This window comes from Sphingobacterium sp. CZ-2, from assembly GCF_004526235.1.
GTDB classification, from domain to species: Bacteria; Bacteroidota; Bacteroidia; order Sphingobacteriales; family Sphingobacteriaceae; genus Sphingobacterium; species Sphingobacterium tenebrionis.
In genome coordinates, this window is record NZ_CP038159.1 from 1708895 (window position 1) to 1726327 (window position 17433).

Below are 17433 nucleotides of genomic sequence, written 5' to 3' on the forward strand. Positions count from 1 at the left end.
ACCATCTGTTCGTTTATCAGCGTACAGATCCTTCGACGATGCTCAGGATGACAGAGTTCAAAGATTGCTTCGTCGTGCCTCCTCGCAATGACGTAGATTATCGCAATGACGGGTTATTTACTCACCTTACTAACCAATTCCTGCTTACCCACCCTACTAACCAACTCCTGCTTACCCACCTTACTAACCATCTCCTGCTTATCCCCCGCCTTTTCCTTCTTACTCATTTCCTTCAAATGATGTCCACCTAATATCGGCGCAATCACCAAACCCACCAAACAAGTCAACTTAATCAAAATATTCATAGACGGTCCAGAAGTATCCTTAAAAGGATCCCCTACCGTATCCCCCGTAACCGCAGCTTTATGCGCCTCAGAACCCTTAAAAGTCATCTCCCCATTGATCATCACCCCTGCTTCAAAAGACTTCTTCGCGTTATCCCAAGCTCCACCTGCATTATTCTGAAAGATTGCCCACAACACCCCTGATACCGCAACACCAGCCATGTAAGCGCCCAACGCCTCCGCTCCCATCACAAACCCTACAATAATCGGTGTAATAATCGTAATCGCCCCAGGCAACATCATCTCCCTTAAAGCCGCTTTTGTAGAAATATCCACACACTTCCCATATTCAGGCTTCCCAGTACCTTCCAAGATCCCTGGAATCTCCCGGAATTGCCTTCTTACCTCATTCACCATATCCATCGCTGCCTTACCAACAGACTGCATTGCCAAAGCTGAAAACACCACCGGAATCATTCCACCAATGAATAAAGCTGCCAATACATCCGCCTTAAAAATATTGATACCATCGATACCCGTAAAAGTCACATAGGCTGCAAACAAAGCCAATGCGGTCAAAGCTGCCGAGGCAATAGCAAAACCCTTACCAACCGCAGCTGTGGTATTCCCCACCGAATCCAATACATCGGTACGCTGGCGCACTTCTTTTGGCAATTCGCTCATCTCTGCAATACCACCGGCATTATCCGCAATAGGTCCAAATGCATCAATAGCCAGTTGCATAGCCGTCGTCGCCATCATCGCAGATGCAGCAATCGCAACCCCATAAAAACCCGCCAAGGTATAAGATCCCCAGATCGCCAAAGCAAATAACAATACGGAAGAAAAAGTAGATTTCATCCCAGTTGCTAAACCAGCAATGATATTAGTTGCGGCTCCTGTGGAGGAGTTCTGCACAATATTCAGAACCGGTTTCTTACCAAGACCTGTATAATATTCCGTAAAGGAAGATATCAATCCCCCAACAGCCAATCCAACAATCGTTGAATAGAACACATTCATGCGAGATATATCCTTAAAACCTTCTCCGAAGAACTTCATCTGAATGGTTTCCGGAAGCATATATTGGATCAGGAAATAACAGGATATCACCGTTAAAATAATGGAAGTCCAGTTCCCCATGTTCAAGGCTCGCTGAACCTGCGCCTCCTTAGCGTCATTATTGGAAATCTTCACCAGGAAGGTTCCAAGTATGGATGCCAAAATACCAACTCCTGCAATGACAATTGGTAATAAAATAGGTCCCATTCCGTTAAAAGCATCCGTATAGGCAGTGCCCGAAGCTTCCGACATATCTCGGATAATATAATTTCCCAGCACCATAGATGCTAGAACCGTTGCCACATAAGAGCCAAATAGATCCGCTCCCATCCCGGCCACATCGCCCACATTATCGCCTACGTTATCAGCAATGGTAGCTGGATTCCGTGGATCATCCTCCGGAATACCGGCCTCCACCTTTCCCACAAGGTCTGCCCCCACATCTGCTGCTTTGGTGTAAATACCACCTCCCACACGTGCAAATAAGGCAATGGATTCCGCCCCTAGGGAAAATCCAGCCAAGGCTTCCAATACAATGGTCATTTCATGAACGAAATCACCACCATTGGTCACAAACATTTTTAGAAACAAAAGAAAGAAAATACTTAAACCGAGAACAGCCAATCCTGCAACGCCCAACCCCATTACGGTACCTCCCGAAAAGGAAACTTTTAAGGCCTGAGGTAGGCTCGTTCTAGCGGCCTGCGTGGTCCTTACATTGGCGCTCGTAGCGATCCGCATTCCGATATTTCCGGCAAGGGCAGAAAAAAAGGCACCAAAAATAAAAGCGACCACAATGATCCAATGCGTGGTTTCCACCAAGGTGGATACAAAGAAAAGCGCAACGGATGCGATGACAACAAAGATCAATAGGATACGATATTCTGCTTTTAGGAAAGCCATCGCTCCTTCTTTGATGCTCTTGGAAATGGTTTGCATGTGGCCATCGCCTGCATCCTGTTTGTTTACCCATCCGGACTTAACCAGCATGAAGAGTAGACCCAAAACAGCCAAGACTGCTGGTAAATAGATAATAAATTGTTCCATAGAAAGTTTATTTGGTTATCACTAATTTATCATTTTTTTTATCAAATAAAGAAGCAATAACCAGAACACCGTATAAATAACTTATTGATTATCGGTATAATAGACCATTCCAGGAATACAACCCGTCCTGAAGGAGGACTTTCTGCTGGTCCAGTAGGCTGCGCAAGGTCTGCAGGCGGAGTTCCTCCTTGCCAATCTGTAAGGCTTCGATCAATTCATACAGATACATGGGCTTTGCGATCAAAAGTTGCTGGATTTCCAAGGCTATTTTTTCGGACTCGTTGGTTTTGAAATCGCGGGTAAGGCAGAGGTCGCAGGCACCACATACCTCTTCGCCTTCCTCGCCAAAATAGCGTTGAATAGCCAAACTTCGACAATGCTTTTCGTCCAGATATTGGTAGATGGCCTTTACCTGCTCCTGTTTATAGGCCTTTCGCATCGCAATAAACTGGGTATCGATGTAGAGGTTTTTATAATCTACCCTAGCCTGCAGGAATTCCAATTGTGGCGCATCGGTTTTGGGAAGATAAGTCGCGATTTCCTGGGTCTGCATCATGGTCAGCATCTTAACGACTTCCTCATAAGGCTTTTTGATCAGCTTTGCCAATTCAAACTCATTGATGGGCACAAAATAATCATAAACTCCTCCATAGAGACGTTGGATAGCTTTTATTAATGGGTCGAAAAAGGCGCTTTGCACTTGGAATTTATAGAGTTCCTGAAAGTCCACTTCAAATTTAAATCGAGCAGGAATATAGACCGACTCACTCAAACTCAACCATCGGTCCCTTTCCAGAAATTTGAGGGCACTGATGGTCTTTAGAACCTCCAGTTTATATTTTTTAGCAAATTCAACGAGGTCAAAATCATAGACCAGGCCTTTTCCAGCACCATAGGCTATCTGGAAATAATTGCAAAGATAATGATATACCTGTTGGATAAATTTAACATCCGGAAAATCATTTTCGATATTTAGCCAAAGGTTATCCCTATCAGCTTGTTGATAGAGCAATACCGGGAATGCTTTTTTGCCATCCCTTCCGGCCCTTCCTGCTTCTTGATAATAGGCTTCCAAGGAATCCGGTAAGTCCAAATGGACAACGAAGCGAACATCGGGCTTATCGATCCCCATGCCGAAGGCATTGGTGGCAACAATGACCCGTACTTGGTTATTTGTCCAGGCTTCCTGTTTCTTCATCCTGCTAGGCATATCAAGCCCAGCATGGTAAAAATCAGCAGGTACCCCGTGGTTGAGCAAAAACCTAGCTACCTCCTGTGTTTCCCGCCTATTCCTTACATAGATTACCCCTGAGCCTCCCATCTTCTTGATGACACGCAACATGCGGTTCATCTTGTTCTCCTCATCAAAAACCATATAACCTAGGTTTTCCCTTCGGAAACTCATCCGGTATTCATTCCGTTCTCGAAATCCTAGCTTTTCTTGGATATCCTCTACCACTTTGGGTGTGGCCGTGGCCGTTAATGCCAAGAAAGGAACATTAGGTTGGAGTTCACGGAGTTTAGATAATTCAAGGTAAGGTGGCCTGAAGTCGTATCCCCATTGGGAAATACAATGTGCTTCATCGATGGCAAAGAGATTGACCTTCATATGCCTGATCCGCTCCTGTATAAGATCTAAATAGAGCCTTTCTGGTGCTAGATAAAGGAATTTGATGTTCCCAAAGATGCAGTTGTCCAACGCAATGTCCACCTCACGGTAACTCATTCCTGAGAAGATGGCTATGGCAGGAATATCTCTTTTACGCAAGTTCTCGACTTGATCTTTCATTAGGGCGATCAAAGGAGAAATAACGATACATATACCCTCCATCTGCAGGCTTGGAACCTGAAAACAAAGGGACTTTCCTCCACCGGTTGGCATCAAGCCTAAGGTGTCCTTTCCTAATAATACATCATGGATGATGGCTTCCTGCAAAGGCCGAAACCGATCGTATCCCCAATACTGCTTTAATATTTCCAGACTAGTCTTTTCCATGTGCCTTATTCTCCCAAACATACGCAAAATTATCCTTCAAAATATAGTAGGGCTGCTTTTTGGCATCCAATAAAGCGATGGATTCCTGGATAAAACGCTCCGTATTGGATGCATCAAATATCCATGTTTCAGTAGCATTTAGCTGTTTAGGAAGTTTGTTGTTCCTGATTAAACATAACTCCCCCTGGAAGCTTATGCTTCCTTCCATCCAATTCTCTAATCGGACAAACTGAATCTCATTCAAGGCTTTAAACTTTTCCAGGTCTGGCCAAACGGCATATTTCAATCTTTTGTCCTGTATGGAATCCATACTGCTAAACAACGAAACATGGCCATTATTTATAATGGCAAAAGCAATTTCCTTCTGGACATTATATAATCTTATCCCGTTAAAGTGTTGCTTGGAAAAGGTCTTCCAAACACCCCAACCAACCAGCAAGCAAGACATTAGGAGACAAAGAAACAGGGATTTTATATGTCTGAAATAATAGGCGACACTTAATAAAAGTAATATTGAATAACTTATGACTAAGGCATATCCATCCATTTGAAGCCCTTTTATACTTGAACCTGGTAAGTTATCCATCCAGGTTAGCATGGAATAACTGTACGTGATGATATTTTCCAAAATTATGGCGAAGTAGGTATTGATGCCTTGGAAAGGACTTATCATTAAGATACCACCAACAATAACCATCATGCTGGATGGAAGTGTAAAAAGCACATTGGCCGGCAAAAAGTAAGTTGGAAACTGATGGAAATAGTATAAGGCAAGCGGAGTAGTGATCAATTGTGCGGATAAGGAAACGGCAAGCAAGGAAATCATTTTCTTAAAAATGCTTTTATCATGATTCATCAGACTTTTAAAAAAGGGAGTGAATAGGATCAATCCTAACACGGCCAAGTACGACAGTTGAAAACCGATATCAAAGAGCATATGTGGATCAAAGCAGAGCAATATAAAGGCGGAGGCCGCCAAGGAATTAACAGAAAATTGGAAACGATGCAGCCATTGGCCAATAATAAAAATACTGATCATCAAAGCTGCCCGTTGGATAGGTGGTGCGAAGCCACAGATGGCTGCATAGAGCCATATGATGATCAAGACCAGTATATACCTACAAGCAGGACCTCCTAGGTAGGTATCAAATTTTTTAAGGATGATATTTAAAAACCAGAATACCAGCATCACATGATAGCCCGATACACTTAGGATATGGATTGTTCCGGTATTGGCGAAGGTTTGGGTAATCTCTTCCGAAAAATCTGTTCGATACCCAAAAACAATGGCCGAAGCTATCTGAAAAGCTTCTTTAGCTTTCATCAAGGTGTTGAATTTATCAGCAAAATGCTTTTGTTGTTTTCTTGCCCAGTAGGAAAAATTCCATCCTGAGTATCTTTTTATGAGCTTTACTTCTTCGGCCTTCCCCTCACTTTGAAAATAGATCCCCTTGCTTTTTAAATAGGATTTATAATCAAACTGATGTGGATTATAGGCTGGTTTTATGGATTTTAAATGCGCTTTAAAGCTTATTTGGTCCCCTAAATGAAAAGGGAAACTAGAAAGACTATCTTTCCATAATACGGCTAAGGTTTTGGAAGGTTTTATGGATTGCCCTTGAATTTCCAAGATCATTATTTCCATGCGTATCTGTCGCTTCGTAATTTTAGGTTCAGAAATTAACTTCGCCAAAACCTGTTGATCTTTCCCCATTTTCAACCTTGTGGCTGGCAAATGTTGATGCATGTTCAACAAGGAAAAAATAGTGAGCAATAAAGCTATTATCCAGGCATTTGCTTTATAATGGTTTTGGATTATTCGGTTGTGATAGATCATCAAAACCAATGCACCTGCTATCCATAAAATTAAGACAAGAGGGCTGGACCAAGTTATGTACTGGGCTATTACATATCCTAAAACCAAGAAAAAGAACAGGAATACGAATATGTATTTACCTAATACTATTTTCTCTAATTCCATGAATACCGGATCTGGAACCTGATGTCTGTCCGTTGATTTCCCGCGATGAGATCTAATCCCGATCCCATTTCATCAATCCCAAAATAATGGGTATGAGCAGCCTTTCCCCAGAACTCCAAGGACTTTCCAATACGGTATTTTATATTTGCATAAGTTCTGATGCCTTTTCGGAAAAATGATGGAAAGGAAAATGCATACAAAACATCCCTTTCATAGGTATAGATTCTTGCATCATAACTATCCACATTGAACCAAGCCAACCTGAGGTTTGCAGAAAACGGATTTCCAGGGTTTTTCCAGATCAGATCTTGAAGTGCTAAAAATCCTCTTTTAGGATAGGCGGCATCTTTGGCAAAATGCCTCCCTTCTACTTGATTGTTGAGCATCCAACTGTCTGTCAGTTTATATTGAAAATTCAACCTTAATTGATGCCGCAAGACGTTAGCTATCCTACTTTGCAGTTTACTTTCCGCTGGAAAATCCTCTTGGAACCATTTATACTGATATCGGAGTCTTAAATATCCCTTTTTATACCAGATATAGCTCATTTGGGACTGGAACAGCCAACCTTCCGAAGGTAATCTAACGCGATACCTTGGTTTCTCGAATTGAACATAATCGAAACTGGATATCCAATCGAATTTTCGGGAAGGATGATAGGCTAAGCTCAAATAGGCTCCTTGTTCATTTCCTAGATTACTTTGTGCTTGGAAAGATTGTGCAAAGAATTGCTGATAATTGGGTTGATAATGTCGATATCGGATATTGAAGGAAAACTTTCGACCAAGACTGGCTGTTAGACCGTGATAATTTGCCCAACCCGAAGATAAGCTATGGGCGGTTTCTCCATACAACAGCAGATTATAAAAGCTGTATTGATAATGGGCATTCAACTGATGGAGGGTGGTTCCCCTGAATCGATATTGATTATAATAGGTTGGTCGTGGTTGTAAAGGGTATTGCAATTGATGGTACAGATAGCCCAGACCTAATTTCCAGTTCAGGTTTGACCAATGCATGGAAGTTCCGGCGTTGAAAATTCCTGTAGTCTGTCGATTTCTTTGTTCAGAAGGCGTTCGATGGAGACCACTGTAATTGATGGAGGTCACTACCCAACCGAAATCCGGTAGGTGGTTTAAGGTGGCAGTTTCTTTTTTGTAGGATAAGAAAGGGATGAATTGAAAATTCTTTTTTATAAAAGAGGCTGCAATTCCCCGGAAGAAACGACTTTCGGTCATGCCGGTATGAGGTCTGATGCCTATGGGCTGTTGGAGGATCGGAGCTATGGCATTGCGATTCCCAAATTGCGGGCCAGTCCAGACTATAAGCCCTTGCCCAAGCTGCACATGAAAATCTCCGAGGATAAGATGATTTGCTTGTTTAATGTTTCGGTAATATATAGAACCTGCATAATAATCGAATCCATATCGTTGTTTAGCGGCGAAGAATGGTTCTCCTGGATCTTTTTTCATGTTTAGGGTAAAGAGGAGTTTATCCTGGTGGCTCCATCGAAATCGGGCCAATAAACGATCTGGACTGCCCAGATATTTGGACCGTTCAGGATCTGTTATTTGGTAGCCCTTAGCGGGTTGTAGGGTCCTGGAATAAGTGAACATGGACCAGGCCGAGTTATCGAGGGATTTTTTACGGAGATCGGATAGTTTAAAGGTATTGCTTGGTTTTACAGTGATATAAGGAAGCATAAGGGTAATCACTTCGTTGGTAAATCCTGGAATGACTTGCAGTTCATTAACGGAAAGGAAGGGTCCTGATTTTTGTCGGTGTAGGAAGAATTGATTGATTTGGTTGGCGGAGAGGAAGAAAAGTTGTTGGAGTTCCTCTTCGGAGATGGTATTGAGGTTTAGTGGATTTTTTTGGAGAGGTTTTAGGAGTTCGAGCTGTGCGGTAAGATCTTCGGTGAAGACATCAGGATCAGATGCGGATAAGGATATTTCTTCTAGGATTTTTTCTTCGGTTTGGGCATTAGAGAGGTTGGGGAAAAGGGTTATGAGGAGAAAAAGAAAGAAGATATATCGACGCATAATTTGATGTTTTTATTTATGTAAAATATTTAAAATCAATATGCTATAAATATATTATTGGGATATTATTGGGTTGTTATTAGGTTGTTATTAAGATATTATTTGGGTGTTATTGGGTTGTTATTGGGTTGTTATTGGGTTGTTATTTGTTTGTTACTAGGTTGTTATTAAGCAAAGATTTGCTTCTGACTTCAAGTGAGGTGTAAGTGACTTCTAAGTGAGGTGTAAGTGCTAAAAGGCACTTGCATAATACTTACACGCTCTTTAAACTATGCTTACATCTAGAAGCCAAATAGAAGCCACCTCCGTCATTGCGAGGAACGAAGCAATCTTTCAAACCATGTCATCCTGAGCGAAGTCGAAGGATCTACATTTGGTACCCGTACAGATCCTTCGACGCTGCTCAGGATGACATGAATCCAAAGATTGCTTCGTCGTACCTCCTCGCAATGACGGCGGGCGTACCGACTCGCAAGGACGAGATAACCTCCTCGCAATGACGCGGGCTCCCTAAGCTAAAATTCCACCCAAATAAAAAGGCAGTTCAAAATGAACTGCCTTTCTCAAATATTTCACGCTAATATCTATCGTCTAATATCTATCATCTAATATCTACCAATTAAATATCAATCTTCGCATACCTCGCGTTCGCTTCGATAAATTCCCTACGAGGAGCAACTTCATCGCCCATCAACATCGAGAAAATACGATCACATTCCGCAGCATTTTCAATCGTCACCTGACGCAACGTACGCTTATCCGGATCCATCGTAGTATCCCATAATTGTTCCGCGTTCATCTCACCAAGACCTTTATACCTTTGCACATGAACACTATCCTCTTTACCCGCACCTTTTAAGCGCTGAATAGCGGCCAAACGCTGATCTTCTGTCCATGCATATTGGAAATCCTTACCTTTCTTCACTAAATACAAAGGAGGAGTAGCGATATAAACATATCCACGCTCAATCAACTCCTTCATATAACGGAAATAGAATGTCAACAATAAAGTCGCAATGTGCGATCCATCGACATCGGCATCCGTCATAATAATAATCTTGTGGTAACGAAGTTTGTCGGTATTCAATGCTTTGGAATCCTCGGCGGTACCAATACTAACCCCTAATGCTGTGAACATATTCTTGATCTCTTCGTTTTCATAGATCTTATGTTCCATAGCCTTTTCCACGTTTAGGATCTTACCTCTCAAAGGCATGATCGCCTGCGTTCTACGGTCGCGACCTTGCTTAGCCGTACCACCCGCAGAATCTCCCTCGACGAAGAAAATCTCACAGCTCGCTGGATCATTATCCGAACAGTCGGCCAGTTTACCTGGTAAACCAGAACCTCCCATAACCGTTTTACGTTGAACCAACTCACGGGCTTTACGAGCCGCAGCACGTGCTTGGGCAGCAATGATCACTTTCTGTACGATCTGTTTTGCCTCTCTCGGATTCTCCTCCAAATAAGCACTTAAGATCTCACCAACGGCAACATCCACCGCACCCATTACTTCAGAGTTACCCAATTTGGTTTTTGTCTGCCCCTCGAACTGAGGTTCAGCAACTTTAACAGAAATTACCGCAGTCAATCCCTCACGGAAGTCATCACCTGTAATCTCTACTTTTAAGTTCTTCAATAAACCTGAATCATCGGCATATTTCTTCAACGTCCTGGTCAAACCTCTACGGAAACCAGCCACGTGAGAACCACCTTCGATGGTATTGATGTTATTTACATAAGAATGTACATTCTCCGCATATGTATCGTTGTATTGCAAAGCAAGTTCTACGGGAATACCTTGTTTGATTCCTTCTACATAGATCGGTTCAGGGATCAAGGCATGGCGATTGCCATCCAAGAACTTCACGAATTCTTGCAGTCCACCTTCTGAGAAAAAGATATTCTGGCGGAAAGAATCATCCTCCAATACCTCACGCTCATCGATCAATGTCAATCGAATCCCTTTGTTCAAGAAAGAAAGCTCTCTCAAACGGTTTGCTAAGGTATCATAGTTATAGACGATGGTTGTTGTAAAGATCTCCGGATCCGGATGGAATGTTACAATAGTTCCTGTTTTGTCACTCTCACCAATCTCCTTTACATCAAATTGCGGCTTACCCTGTGCATACTCCTGCACAAAGATCTTACCCTCACGATGAACTTCTGCACGCAATAAGGTCGACAGGGCATTCACACAGGAAACCCCCACACCGTGCAAACCTCCAGATACCTTATACGTATCCTTATCGAATTTACCACCGGCGTGCAATACCGTCATAACCAGCTCTAATGCCGATTTATTCTCTTTTTTGTTGATACCTGTAGGGATACCACGACCATTATCTTTTACCGAAACAGCGTTGTCTTTTTGGATAGTTACAACGATGTCATCGCAATAACCGGCAACAGCTTCGTCAATTGAGTTATCGACTACTTCATAAACCAGGTGATGCAGACCCTTTACTCCCGTATCACCAATATACATAGATGGACGCTTACGTACCGCTTCTAATCCCTCTAAAACCTGGATATTATCCGCTGAATACGTTGAAGGTTTTTTGTTTTCTTCGCTCATGAAAATGAATTAATATTACTGTTGATTAACTTTCAAAAATACGAAAAATTACCTTAATAATCAAACATAAAACGCTTAAAAATACGCTCGGGTACTCTCCCAAAAACATCCTCATCCAAGCCATTATTTACTAGCTTTTCATGCATTTTTGGTAAAATTTCATTTTTTTATCTTAGGTTTGTTCTTCAGAAAATCGAAATACAAGAAAAGAATGAATAAATTAGTAAAATTGACCTTAGGTCTTGTTGCCACTGCAGCAATCGTTTCCTGTAACCAAGAAGCAAAAAAAGATAACACTACTGCTTCCACTACAGCAGCAACAACAACCCCAACCACTGCCCAAGAAGAGAAGATCGTTTATGTAAATTCAGATTCTTTATCTGAAAAATACACGTACTACAAAGATGTACGCGCTAGATTAGAAGCGAAATTCAAAAAAGCGCAAGCTGATTTCCAGGCAAAAGGACAAGCTTACCAAAGAGAAGTAGCAGAATACCAACAAAAAGGTCAAGGCATGAGCGCAACGGAACGCCAGGCAACTGAAGAGCGTTTGGTTCGTTTGCAAGGCGACCTTCAACGTATGGAGCAGAATGCTGGTCAATCCATTGGTCAAGAAGAGCAGACAGAATTCTCCAAAGTTTATACTGCAGTAACAGAATACCTTCAGAAACATGCTGAAGATAAAGGGTACAAATTGGTATTGACTTATTCAAAAACCAACCCTGCCGTTCTTTATGCTGATCCAAAGATGGATATCACCAAAGAAGTGATCGACGCTTTGAACAAAGAATATGCGGATAAAACTCCTTCAAAGAAATAATACACAGGAGGAGGTAATTCTTCATTAAGATATAAAAATGGCAGTCTGAAAATACAGGCTGCCATTTTTTTGATATATCCTTAAATCTCCCTAATTTTCGGTAATTATTACGCTACTATGGTAAAACAGATTCTCAGCAAGGAAGACAATGGTTTCGACTGGTTCGACATCTTCAACCCTTCTATCGATGATTTCACAGATCTCAAAGAAAGGTACAACATTAAGGATGCTTCCATCAAAGATTGCCTGGAAATCGGCCATTTGCCAAAAATTGAAGAATTTGAGGAATACCATTTCCTCATCCTTAGGAATATTGCAGAGAGTTTTCCGGAAAGTTCCGATACCTTAACGGATATCACCAATCGAATTTCCTTATTCTACGGGCAGGACTTTGTCATCACGGTACATCGGAATGAAATCAATTTCCTTTCCGAATTGATCGATCTGGATAAGACCAATAAAAAACTGAAATCCAGCAAAAGCCTGGTGAATACCCTGGTTTCTTCTTCGCTAAAATCATTCGAAACCTTGATCATTTCCGATCTTTCCGAGAAACTGGATAATTATGAAGAGATTGTTTTCCTGCATAGCCGCAGAAAACCTTTCCTTCGAAAGGTGTACTATTTGAAAAGACAGGTTGACTTGATCCGGATCATTCTGACCCTGTACAAGGATATCGTGGACTATTTCCATATGCCCGAGTACCAGAACATCTATACGCAAGACTTAAGGGATATCTATTCCAGAACGAATACCCTTTACCGCAATATCAGTGAGAACACGGCACAATTGCTGTCCATCTATTTCAACATCGAATCCAACCATACCAATGAGATCATGCGTACGCTGACCATCATCTCCGTATTTTTTATGCCTTTAACGTTTATCGTAGGGGTTTATGGCATGAATTTCAAATACATGCCTGAACTGGAATGGTACTATGGATACCCGATCATTATTGGGGTAATGATGGCGCTTTCTGCCCTGATCTATATCTGGTTCAAAAGAAAACGATGGTTATAAGATTAAGAGGAAAGTAGGTTCTTTTTAGACTTGGTCACCACAAAATCCTTCAGGTAATACGGTTCAAAATAAGCAACATCCTCAAATTGCTGTTGTTTGAATTTATCATAGGCCTGCTTTCCTTGCTGAGAGGCATGGGATTCAAAGCCCTCTACTATAGTCACCCCCTCTTTGGAGGCAAACATCTCCTTGAACTTATCTGCACCAGCTCCAAATAAAACGACCTTGAAACCTTCCTTCAAATACGCATCAAAGGTTTGTTCATCCACGATCAGGGCATGGGTTTCCGTTAAAGTTGTTCCATCAGCATCAAAAAATGCTGTGTAGACTTCCAATCTCCGTGCATCAATCATTGGACATAGCATCAGCTTCTCCCCTACATGCTCATGATTCATCAGATACCCACCTAACATCGCTTCTAAGCTATTAATTCCGATCAAAGGGATATCCATTGCATAGCACAATCCTTTTGCCGCAGAAACCCCTATTCGCAACCCGGTATAAGAGCCCGGCCCCATGCTCACAGATATTGCTGCCAGGTCCTGAAACGTCAGCCCCGTCTTATCCAAAAGCTCTTGGATAAAGACCGTCAATGCCGTTGCATGCATATTGGGTTCATTGCTGAACACGGAATCAACTAAACGACCGTTATTGGATAGGGAAACCGAACATACCTGTGTTGCAGTTTCAATGGAAAGGATATAGCAGTTTGACATAGTAGAATTATGGAACAGGATCATGACCATGACCACCCCATGGGTTACAACGAGCGATCCGTTTTACCGTCATCCATCCGCCTTTGAAAGGGCCATATTTCAGGATGGCTTCCTTCCCATATTGGGAGCAGGTTGGCGAATACCGACAACTTGCACCTAAAAAGGGCGATATGAACAACTGGTAAAACCTAATAATAAAAAGGAATACCCATTTGATGGGAAGCTTAATTCCCTTCTCCCAGATCAGATTTAGCAATTTCATTTTTCAATTTTAAGAGCATTTGCTTCATTTTTGCCTGCATTTCGGCAAATGGCAGATCTTCTTTGCCCACGTATTGTATGGTCAAGAGCAAATGTAGGGAATGTTCAGTCAAAAAATCGTAAAGATTATGCTTTTCCAAACGATAGGCTTCGCGCATCCGACGCTTGAAATAATTGCGGTCGACCGCTTTCTTAAACTTACGCTTGGAAACTGAAATGATGGTTTGTACAGGGTATGGGAGTTCGGAAGGAGCCTGGGCATAGACCATCCGGAAAGGATATACAATAAAAGAAGAACCATTATCGAAAAGATGGTCGATCCACCTTTTGCTACATAATCGTTCTTCTTTTGTAAATGTATATTTTTTCATCTCGATGTGCATTGAGCCGGCTAAATTAGCTCGGTCGACGTATCACCGGCGATGTTTGGATTAACCTTTGTGACGGTATTCGTCAGAAACTGTAAGGCGTTTTCTTCCTTTAGCTCTACGAGAAGCTAATACTCTTCTACCATTTGCAGAGCTCATACGCTCTCTGAATCCGTGTTTATTTCTTCTTTTTCTTTGCGAAGGTTGAAATGTTCTCTTCATGACGCTTTTATGCTTGTTTTTATACTTTTAATCAATTTATCCCTCAAAAGAGGAATGCAAAAATAAAGTTTATTTCACAATTCCGCAACACTCAGGATATAATAAATAAAAAAAAGCAAATTAATTAGGCATGATCACCTGCATAATTTGCTTTCTGAGCGCAGAAATGGCTTATTTATTTCTTAATAAATCGCGAATCTCTGTCAACAAAACTTCTTCTTTTGTTGGAGGAGCTGGAGCTGCTTCTTCAGCTGGTTTTTCGCGTTTCAATGAATTCAATCCTTTGATCACGATGAAAATACAGAAGGCAATGATCAAGAACTGGATCAGCACGTTGATGAAGTTACCGTAGTTGATCGCTACTTCTGTGGTACCAGCAGCTTCATTCGCTTCGCTGATCACATATTTCATCTTGGAGAAATCTACTCCACCTGTGATAAAACCGATCGGAGGCATGATGATATCATCCACTAAAGATGTTACAATCTTACCGAATGCACCACCAATAACCACACCGACCGCTAGATCGATGACACTGCCACGCATGGCAAATTCTTTAAACTCTTTTAAAAATCCCATTTTATTCAATAGTCTTAACTGTGAAAAATTTATTTGCTATTTGAAATTTAAAACAAATAATCGACAAAAAAAACGGTTTAGAATGATATAATAAAATAATTCCGAAAATATTTGTCTATATTTAGTAGGCTACGAACTACATTTAACAAAAAAAAATTAAGGTGAAGTGAATTGTCACGAATATCTTATATTTGAAGAAATAAATTAACTACTATAAATAATAAATAAACCCTGCCTATTGATAAATCACACAGTCAAAAAAGCAGAAATCTCGGTTAGTGATCGTGTAAATATGAAGAAAATTTTAATTGCCGACGACCACATCATAGTAAGACTAGGTGTTTCAACCGCCATCAAGGAGACCATTAAGGCTGTTGAAATCACCCAGGCCCAGACCTATGATGAAGTTTTTGGGGAGCTAAAAAATAACAGGTACGACTTATTGCTCTTGGACATCAATATGCCCGGAGGAAATAACATCAAGGTCATTAAAGAGATATTGGAAATCCAGCCCGATTTGAAGATCCTGGTGTTCTCATCCTATGATGAGAGCCTCTATGCATTAAGGTATATTGAAGCTGGAGCGGCAGGATATGTGAACAAAACGACCAGCATGACTGAGTTCACCAATGCCATTAACAGCATCTTCGAAAGAGGAAGATATATGTCGGATGCCATTAAAGATCTCTATGTGCAGAAGTTGACCACCAGCAAATCAAAGGTCGATAGCTTGAACCCATTGTTCAAATTATCGAACCGGGAAATGGATGTGGCCAGACACTTGATCGAAGGTTTGGGAATCATTGAAGTTTCCAACCGATTGAACCTGAGTTCCTCTACTGTAAGTACCTATAAGAGCAGAATATTTGAAAAATTAGGGGTAACCAATATTCCCGATTTGATTTCCCTGTTCAAAATGAATACAGAAAAGGAATAACCGCTTGGTTATTCCTTTTCTTTTATACAATAAAATTTTGGTATTATTTCAAACTATCCATTGTTTGAAGCGGAATATCTTTTCTATCAATTCCCTTTAATGGACGTTGTTCGGTATAAGTATAGCCATTATCCTCCAGGCTCCATAATAAAGGCGCAAGGTAATTGACCGTGTTTTTAGCCCCTTGGTTGATCGCTCCCATATTATGGGTATCTTTGGAGTTCTTAGCCTCGTTCTCGATCTCAAACGGCCCAGAAAAGCCTCTCTCGTGCAATATCTCTACAAATGCATTCCAGTCCATATGATCTGTACCACCAAATCCAGGCAGCATAGCGGTATAATGATGTCTATCCCAATCATGCTGCGGGATACTGACCCCAGCCAATTCTGCCAATTCTGGCGATACATATTGCATCGGATACATTCCGCCCCATTCGGTATAGGCTTTTCCGTAGTTCATACGTGTTGTTTTCACATGGATACGTTTCAACCTGTTGATGTCCATTTCATCAATGACATCCACCGGATCGGTATTCTGCCAAATATCATGGGAAGGATCGTAGATCTCGCCATGGGCAGCACTAGGGATCATCGCATACATCAATTTGCGGGCAGCTAGGACTCCTGGTAAATTATTAAAGGTACTGCTATAGCGGGAAGATCTCCAGCCCTCCATCGGGCAATTCTCATAGACGATCGTCACGCCCAAACCTTCCGCATATTTTACGATCGGTTCAAAAACCTTTTTATATTCCTCCAGATTCCGTTGGAATCCATCGATCTGATTACCCAATTCATGGTTATACCCCACAAAGGTCCCTACCTTCACATCGTTCTCATCACCACCCAACAAATGCGCGATCCGGATCAAGGCCAACAAATGGTTCTGATTTTTTACACGTTGGTCTTCCTCGCCTCCTATCATATTCTCAAAGGCGCCTAAGGACAAGCGTAATCCTTTGGCATTGAATTTATCCAACAATGCCTTAGCCTGTTCCGGTCCAAAGGATTCATAATCCAAATGGGTCGCGGTATGGTCCTGTCTGGCACCATCCCTACGGAAAACACAAAGATCTATCCCTTGTGCACCCGCCGCGTTTGCCGCATCCAACAATTCATCTTGAGTCAATTGATCATAGGCCGAGCTCATCAGCCAGATAGGATTTTGAAGTTTATTCATATTGTAAATATAATAGTATTTGCGCATAAAAAAAGCCCATTGATAGGGCTTAAACTGTAACAAGGTTTTCTCAGGTTTCTATTTCTTGTTTTTCAGATCCTGAATACCTAAACGTAAAGATTGAGCCAATGTTTTCACATCCTGCAAACCTTTTCTCACGCGTGTTCCAGCAGCGCTATTTGCTTTTGAATAGAATTTTTCAGCATCATTTTCCAATCCATCGATAACTGATTTAAGTTCTTTGAATTTATCAATACTTGCCATAATTGTTAGATTTAATTGAGATAATTTTTTAGTAACTACCTCTAAATTAACATCTTTTTTCAAAAAACAAAAC

15 protein-coding genes are annotated in these 17433 nt (G+C 41.4%); 3 read left to right on the plus strand and 12 right to left on the minus strand.

Features of this window, described 5'->3' with window-relative positions:
* Positions 1-113: 113 nt before the first annotated feature.
* The 5 genes from E3D81_RS07650 to gyrB all read right to left on the minus strand — a co-directional run bounded on the left by E3D81_RS07650 (position 114) and on the right by gyrB (position 10990).
* Positions 114-2393 (minus strand): sodium-translocating pyrophosphatase, encoded by a 2280-nt coding sequence (locus tag E3D81_RS07650; protein ID WP_134777017.1) that lies wholly within the window; start codon positions 2391-2393, stop codon positions 114-116.
* Between the two features lie 88 nt (positions 2394-2481).
* Positions 2482-4389, minus strand: a complete 1908-nt coding sequence (locus tag E3D81_RS07655) for an ATP-dependent DNA helicase RecQ (protein ID WP_245153310.1) — start codon at positions 4387-4389, stop codon at positions 2482-2484.
* On the minus strand, positions 4376-6370 hold the full coding sequence (locus E3D81_RS07660; RefSeq protein ID WP_134777019.1) for a ComEC/Rec2 family competence protein: 1995 nt from the start codon (positions 6368-6370) through the stop codon (positions 4376-4378). The genes E3D81_RS07655 and E3D81_RS07660 overlap by 14 nt, the downstream gene beginning before the upstream one ends.
* Positions 6361-8412, minus strand: coding sequence for a helix-hairpin-helix domain-containing protein (locus E3D81_RS07665; protein WP_134777020.1), 2052 nt, complete (start codon positions 8410-8412; stop codon positions 6361-6363). The genes E3D81_RS07660 and E3D81_RS07665 overlap by 10 nt, the downstream gene beginning before the upstream one ends.
* Positions 8413-9031: 619 nt before the next feature.
* Positions 9032-10990, minus strand: a complete 1959-nt coding sequence (gyrB, locus tag E3D81_RS07670; protein ID WP_134777021.1) for a DNA topoisomerase (ATP-hydrolyzing) subunit B — start codon at positions 10988-10990, stop codon at positions 9032-9034.
* A gap of 211 nt (positions 10991-11201) precedes the next feature.
* Here gyrB and E3D81_RS07675 point away from each other — a divergent pair, with 211 nt between their 5' ends.
* Together E3D81_RS07675 and E3D81_RS07680 are read left to right on the plus strand one after the other, a co-directional pair.
* Positions 11202-11810, plus strand: coding sequence for an OmpH family outer membrane protein (locus tag E3D81_RS07675; RefSeq protein ID WP_134777022.1), 609 nt, complete (start codon positions 11202-11204; stop codon positions 11808-11810).
* A gap of 117 nt (positions 11811-11927) precedes the next feature.
* On the plus strand, positions 11928-12833 hold the full coding sequence (locus E3D81_RS07680; RefSeq protein WP_099366912.1) for a CorA family divalent cation transporter: 906 nt from the start codon (positions 11928-11930) through the stop codon (positions 12831-12833).
* Positions 12834-12835: 2 nt separating this feature from the next.
* On the opposite strand, the gene tsaB is transcribed toward E3D81_RS07680, so the two are convergent.
* The 5 genes from tsaB to mscL all read right to left on the minus strand — a co-directional run bounded on the left by tsaB (position 12836) and on the right by mscL (position 14979).
* Complete coding sequence (tsaB, locus tag E3D81_RS07685; RefSeq protein WP_134777023.1) at positions 12836-13549, minus strand: tRNA (adenosine(37)-N6)-threonylcarbamoyltransferase complex dimerization subunit type 1 TsaB; 714 nt, start codon at positions 13547-13549, stop codon at positions 12836-12838.
* Between the two features lie 7 nt (positions 13550-13556).
* Positions 13557-13811 carry a membrane protein insertion efficiency factor YidD gene (gene yidD, locus E3D81_RS07690; RefSeq protein ID WP_134777024.1) on the minus strand — a complete coding sequence of 85 codons (255 nt, stop codon included), beginning with the start codon at positions 13809-13811 and terminating at the stop codon, positions 13557-13559.
* A complete protein-coding gene (gene rnpA, locus E3D81_RS07695; RefSeq protein ID WP_134777025.1) occupies positions 13774-14181 on the minus strand; it encodes a ribonuclease P protein component in 408 nt (135 codons plus the stop codon). The genes yidD and rnpA overlap by 38 nt, the downstream gene beginning before the upstream one ends.
* Positions 14182-14241: 60 nt before the next feature.
* A complete protein-coding gene (gene rpmH / locus E3D81_RS07700; protein ID WP_075991291.1) occupies positions 14242-14400 on the minus strand; it encodes a 50S ribosomal protein L34 in 159 nt (52 codons plus the stop codon).
* Positions 14401-14571: 171 nt separating this feature from the next.
* Entirely contained in the window at positions 14572-14979 is a 408-nt protein-coding gene (gene mscL / locus E3D81_RS07705; RefSeq protein WP_134777026.1) for a large-conductance mechanosensitive channel protein MscL, read from the minus strand.
* 292 nt (positions 14980-15271) lie between these two features.
* On the opposite strand from mscL, the gene E3D81_RS07710 reads away from it, so the two are divergent.
* On the plus strand, positions 15272-15916 hold the full coding sequence (locus E3D81_RS07710) for a response regulator transcription factor (protein ID WP_099366908.1): 645 nt from the start codon (positions 15272-15274) through the stop codon (positions 15914-15916).
* A 43-nt stretch (positions 15917-15959) separates the two neighbouring features.
* Here the strand turns inward: E3D81_RS07710 and E3D81_RS07715 are convergent, their stop codons facing one another.
* Together E3D81_RS07715 and E3D81_RS07720 are read right to left on the minus strand one after the other, a co-directional pair.
* Positions 15960-17096 (minus strand): sugar phosphate isomerase/epimerase family protein, encoded by a 1137-nt coding sequence (locus E3D81_RS07715; protein WP_134777027.1) that lies wholly within the window; start codon positions 17094-17096, stop codon positions 15960-15962.
* 78 nt (positions 17097-17174) lie between these two features.
* Positions 17175-17360 (minus strand): histone H1, encoded by a 186-nt coding sequence (locus E3D81_RS07720; RefSeq protein ID WP_099366907.1) that lies wholly within the window; start codon positions 17358-17360, stop codon positions 17175-17177.
* Positions 17361-17433: the final 73 nt, after the last annotated feature.

Excerpts from the sequence above, each read along its gene's own strand:
- E3D81_RS07710 (WP_099366908.1), top strand. The coding sequence starts at position 15,272 with ATGAAGAAAATTTTAATTGCCGACGACCACATCATAGTAAGACTAGGT.
- gyrB (WP_134777021.1), bottom strand. The coding sequence starts at position 10,990 with ATGAGCGAAGAAAACAAAAAACCTTCAACGTATTCAGCGGATAATATC.
- rpmH (WP_075991291.1), bottom strand. The coding sequence starts at position 14,400 with ATGAAGAGAACATTTCAACCTTCGCAAAGAAAAAGAAGAAATAAACAC.
- E3D81_RS07660 (WP_134777019.1), bottom strand. The coding sequence starts at position 6,370 with ATGGAATTAGAGAAAATAGTATTAGGTAAATACATATTCGTATTCCTG.
- E3D81_RS07680 (WP_099366912.1), top strand. The coding sequence starts at position 11,928 with ATGGTAAAACAGATTCTCAGCAAGGAAGACAATGGTTTCGACTGGTTC.
- E3D81_RS07665 (WP_134777020.1), bottom strand. The coding sequence starts at position 8,412 with ATGCGTCGATATATCTTCTTTCTTTTTCTCCTCATAACCCTTTTCCCC.
- E3D81_RS07715 (WP_134777027.1), bottom strand. The coding sequence starts at position 17,096 with ATGAATAAACTTCAAAATCCTATCTGGCTGATGAGCTCGGCCTATGAT.
- E3D81_RS07655 (WP_245153310.1), bottom strand. The coding sequence starts at position 4,389 with ATGGAAAAGACTAGTCTGGAAATATTAAAGCAGTATTGGGGATACGAT.
- tsaB (WP_134777023.1), bottom strand. The coding sequence starts at position 13,549 with ATGTCAAACTGCTATATCCTTTCCATTGAAACTGCAACACAGGTATGT.
- E3D81_RS07650 (WP_134777017.1), bottom strand. The coding sequence starts at position 2,393 with ATGGAACAATTTATTATCTATTTACCAGCAGTCTTGGCTGTTTTGGGT.
- mscL (WP_134777026.1), bottom strand. The coding sequence starts at position 14,979 with ATGGGATTTTTAAAAGAGTTTAAAGAATTTGCCATGCGTGGCAGTGTC.
- rnpA (WP_134777025.1), bottom strand. The coding sequence starts at position 14,181 with ATGAAAAAATATACATTTACAAAAGAAGAACGATTATGTAGCAAAAGG.
- yidD (WP_134777024.1), bottom strand. The coding sequence starts at position 13,811 with ATGAAATTGCTAAATCTGATCTGGGAGAAGGGAATTAAGCTTCCCATC.
- E3D81_RS07675 (WP_134777022.1), top strand. The coding sequence starts at position 11,202 with ATGAATAAATTAGTAAAATTGACCTTAGGTCTTGTTGCCACTGCAGCA.
- E3D81_RS07720 (WP_099366907.1), bottom strand. The coding sequence starts at position 17,360 with ATGGCAAGTATTGATAAATTCAAAGAACTTAAATCAGTTATCGATGGA.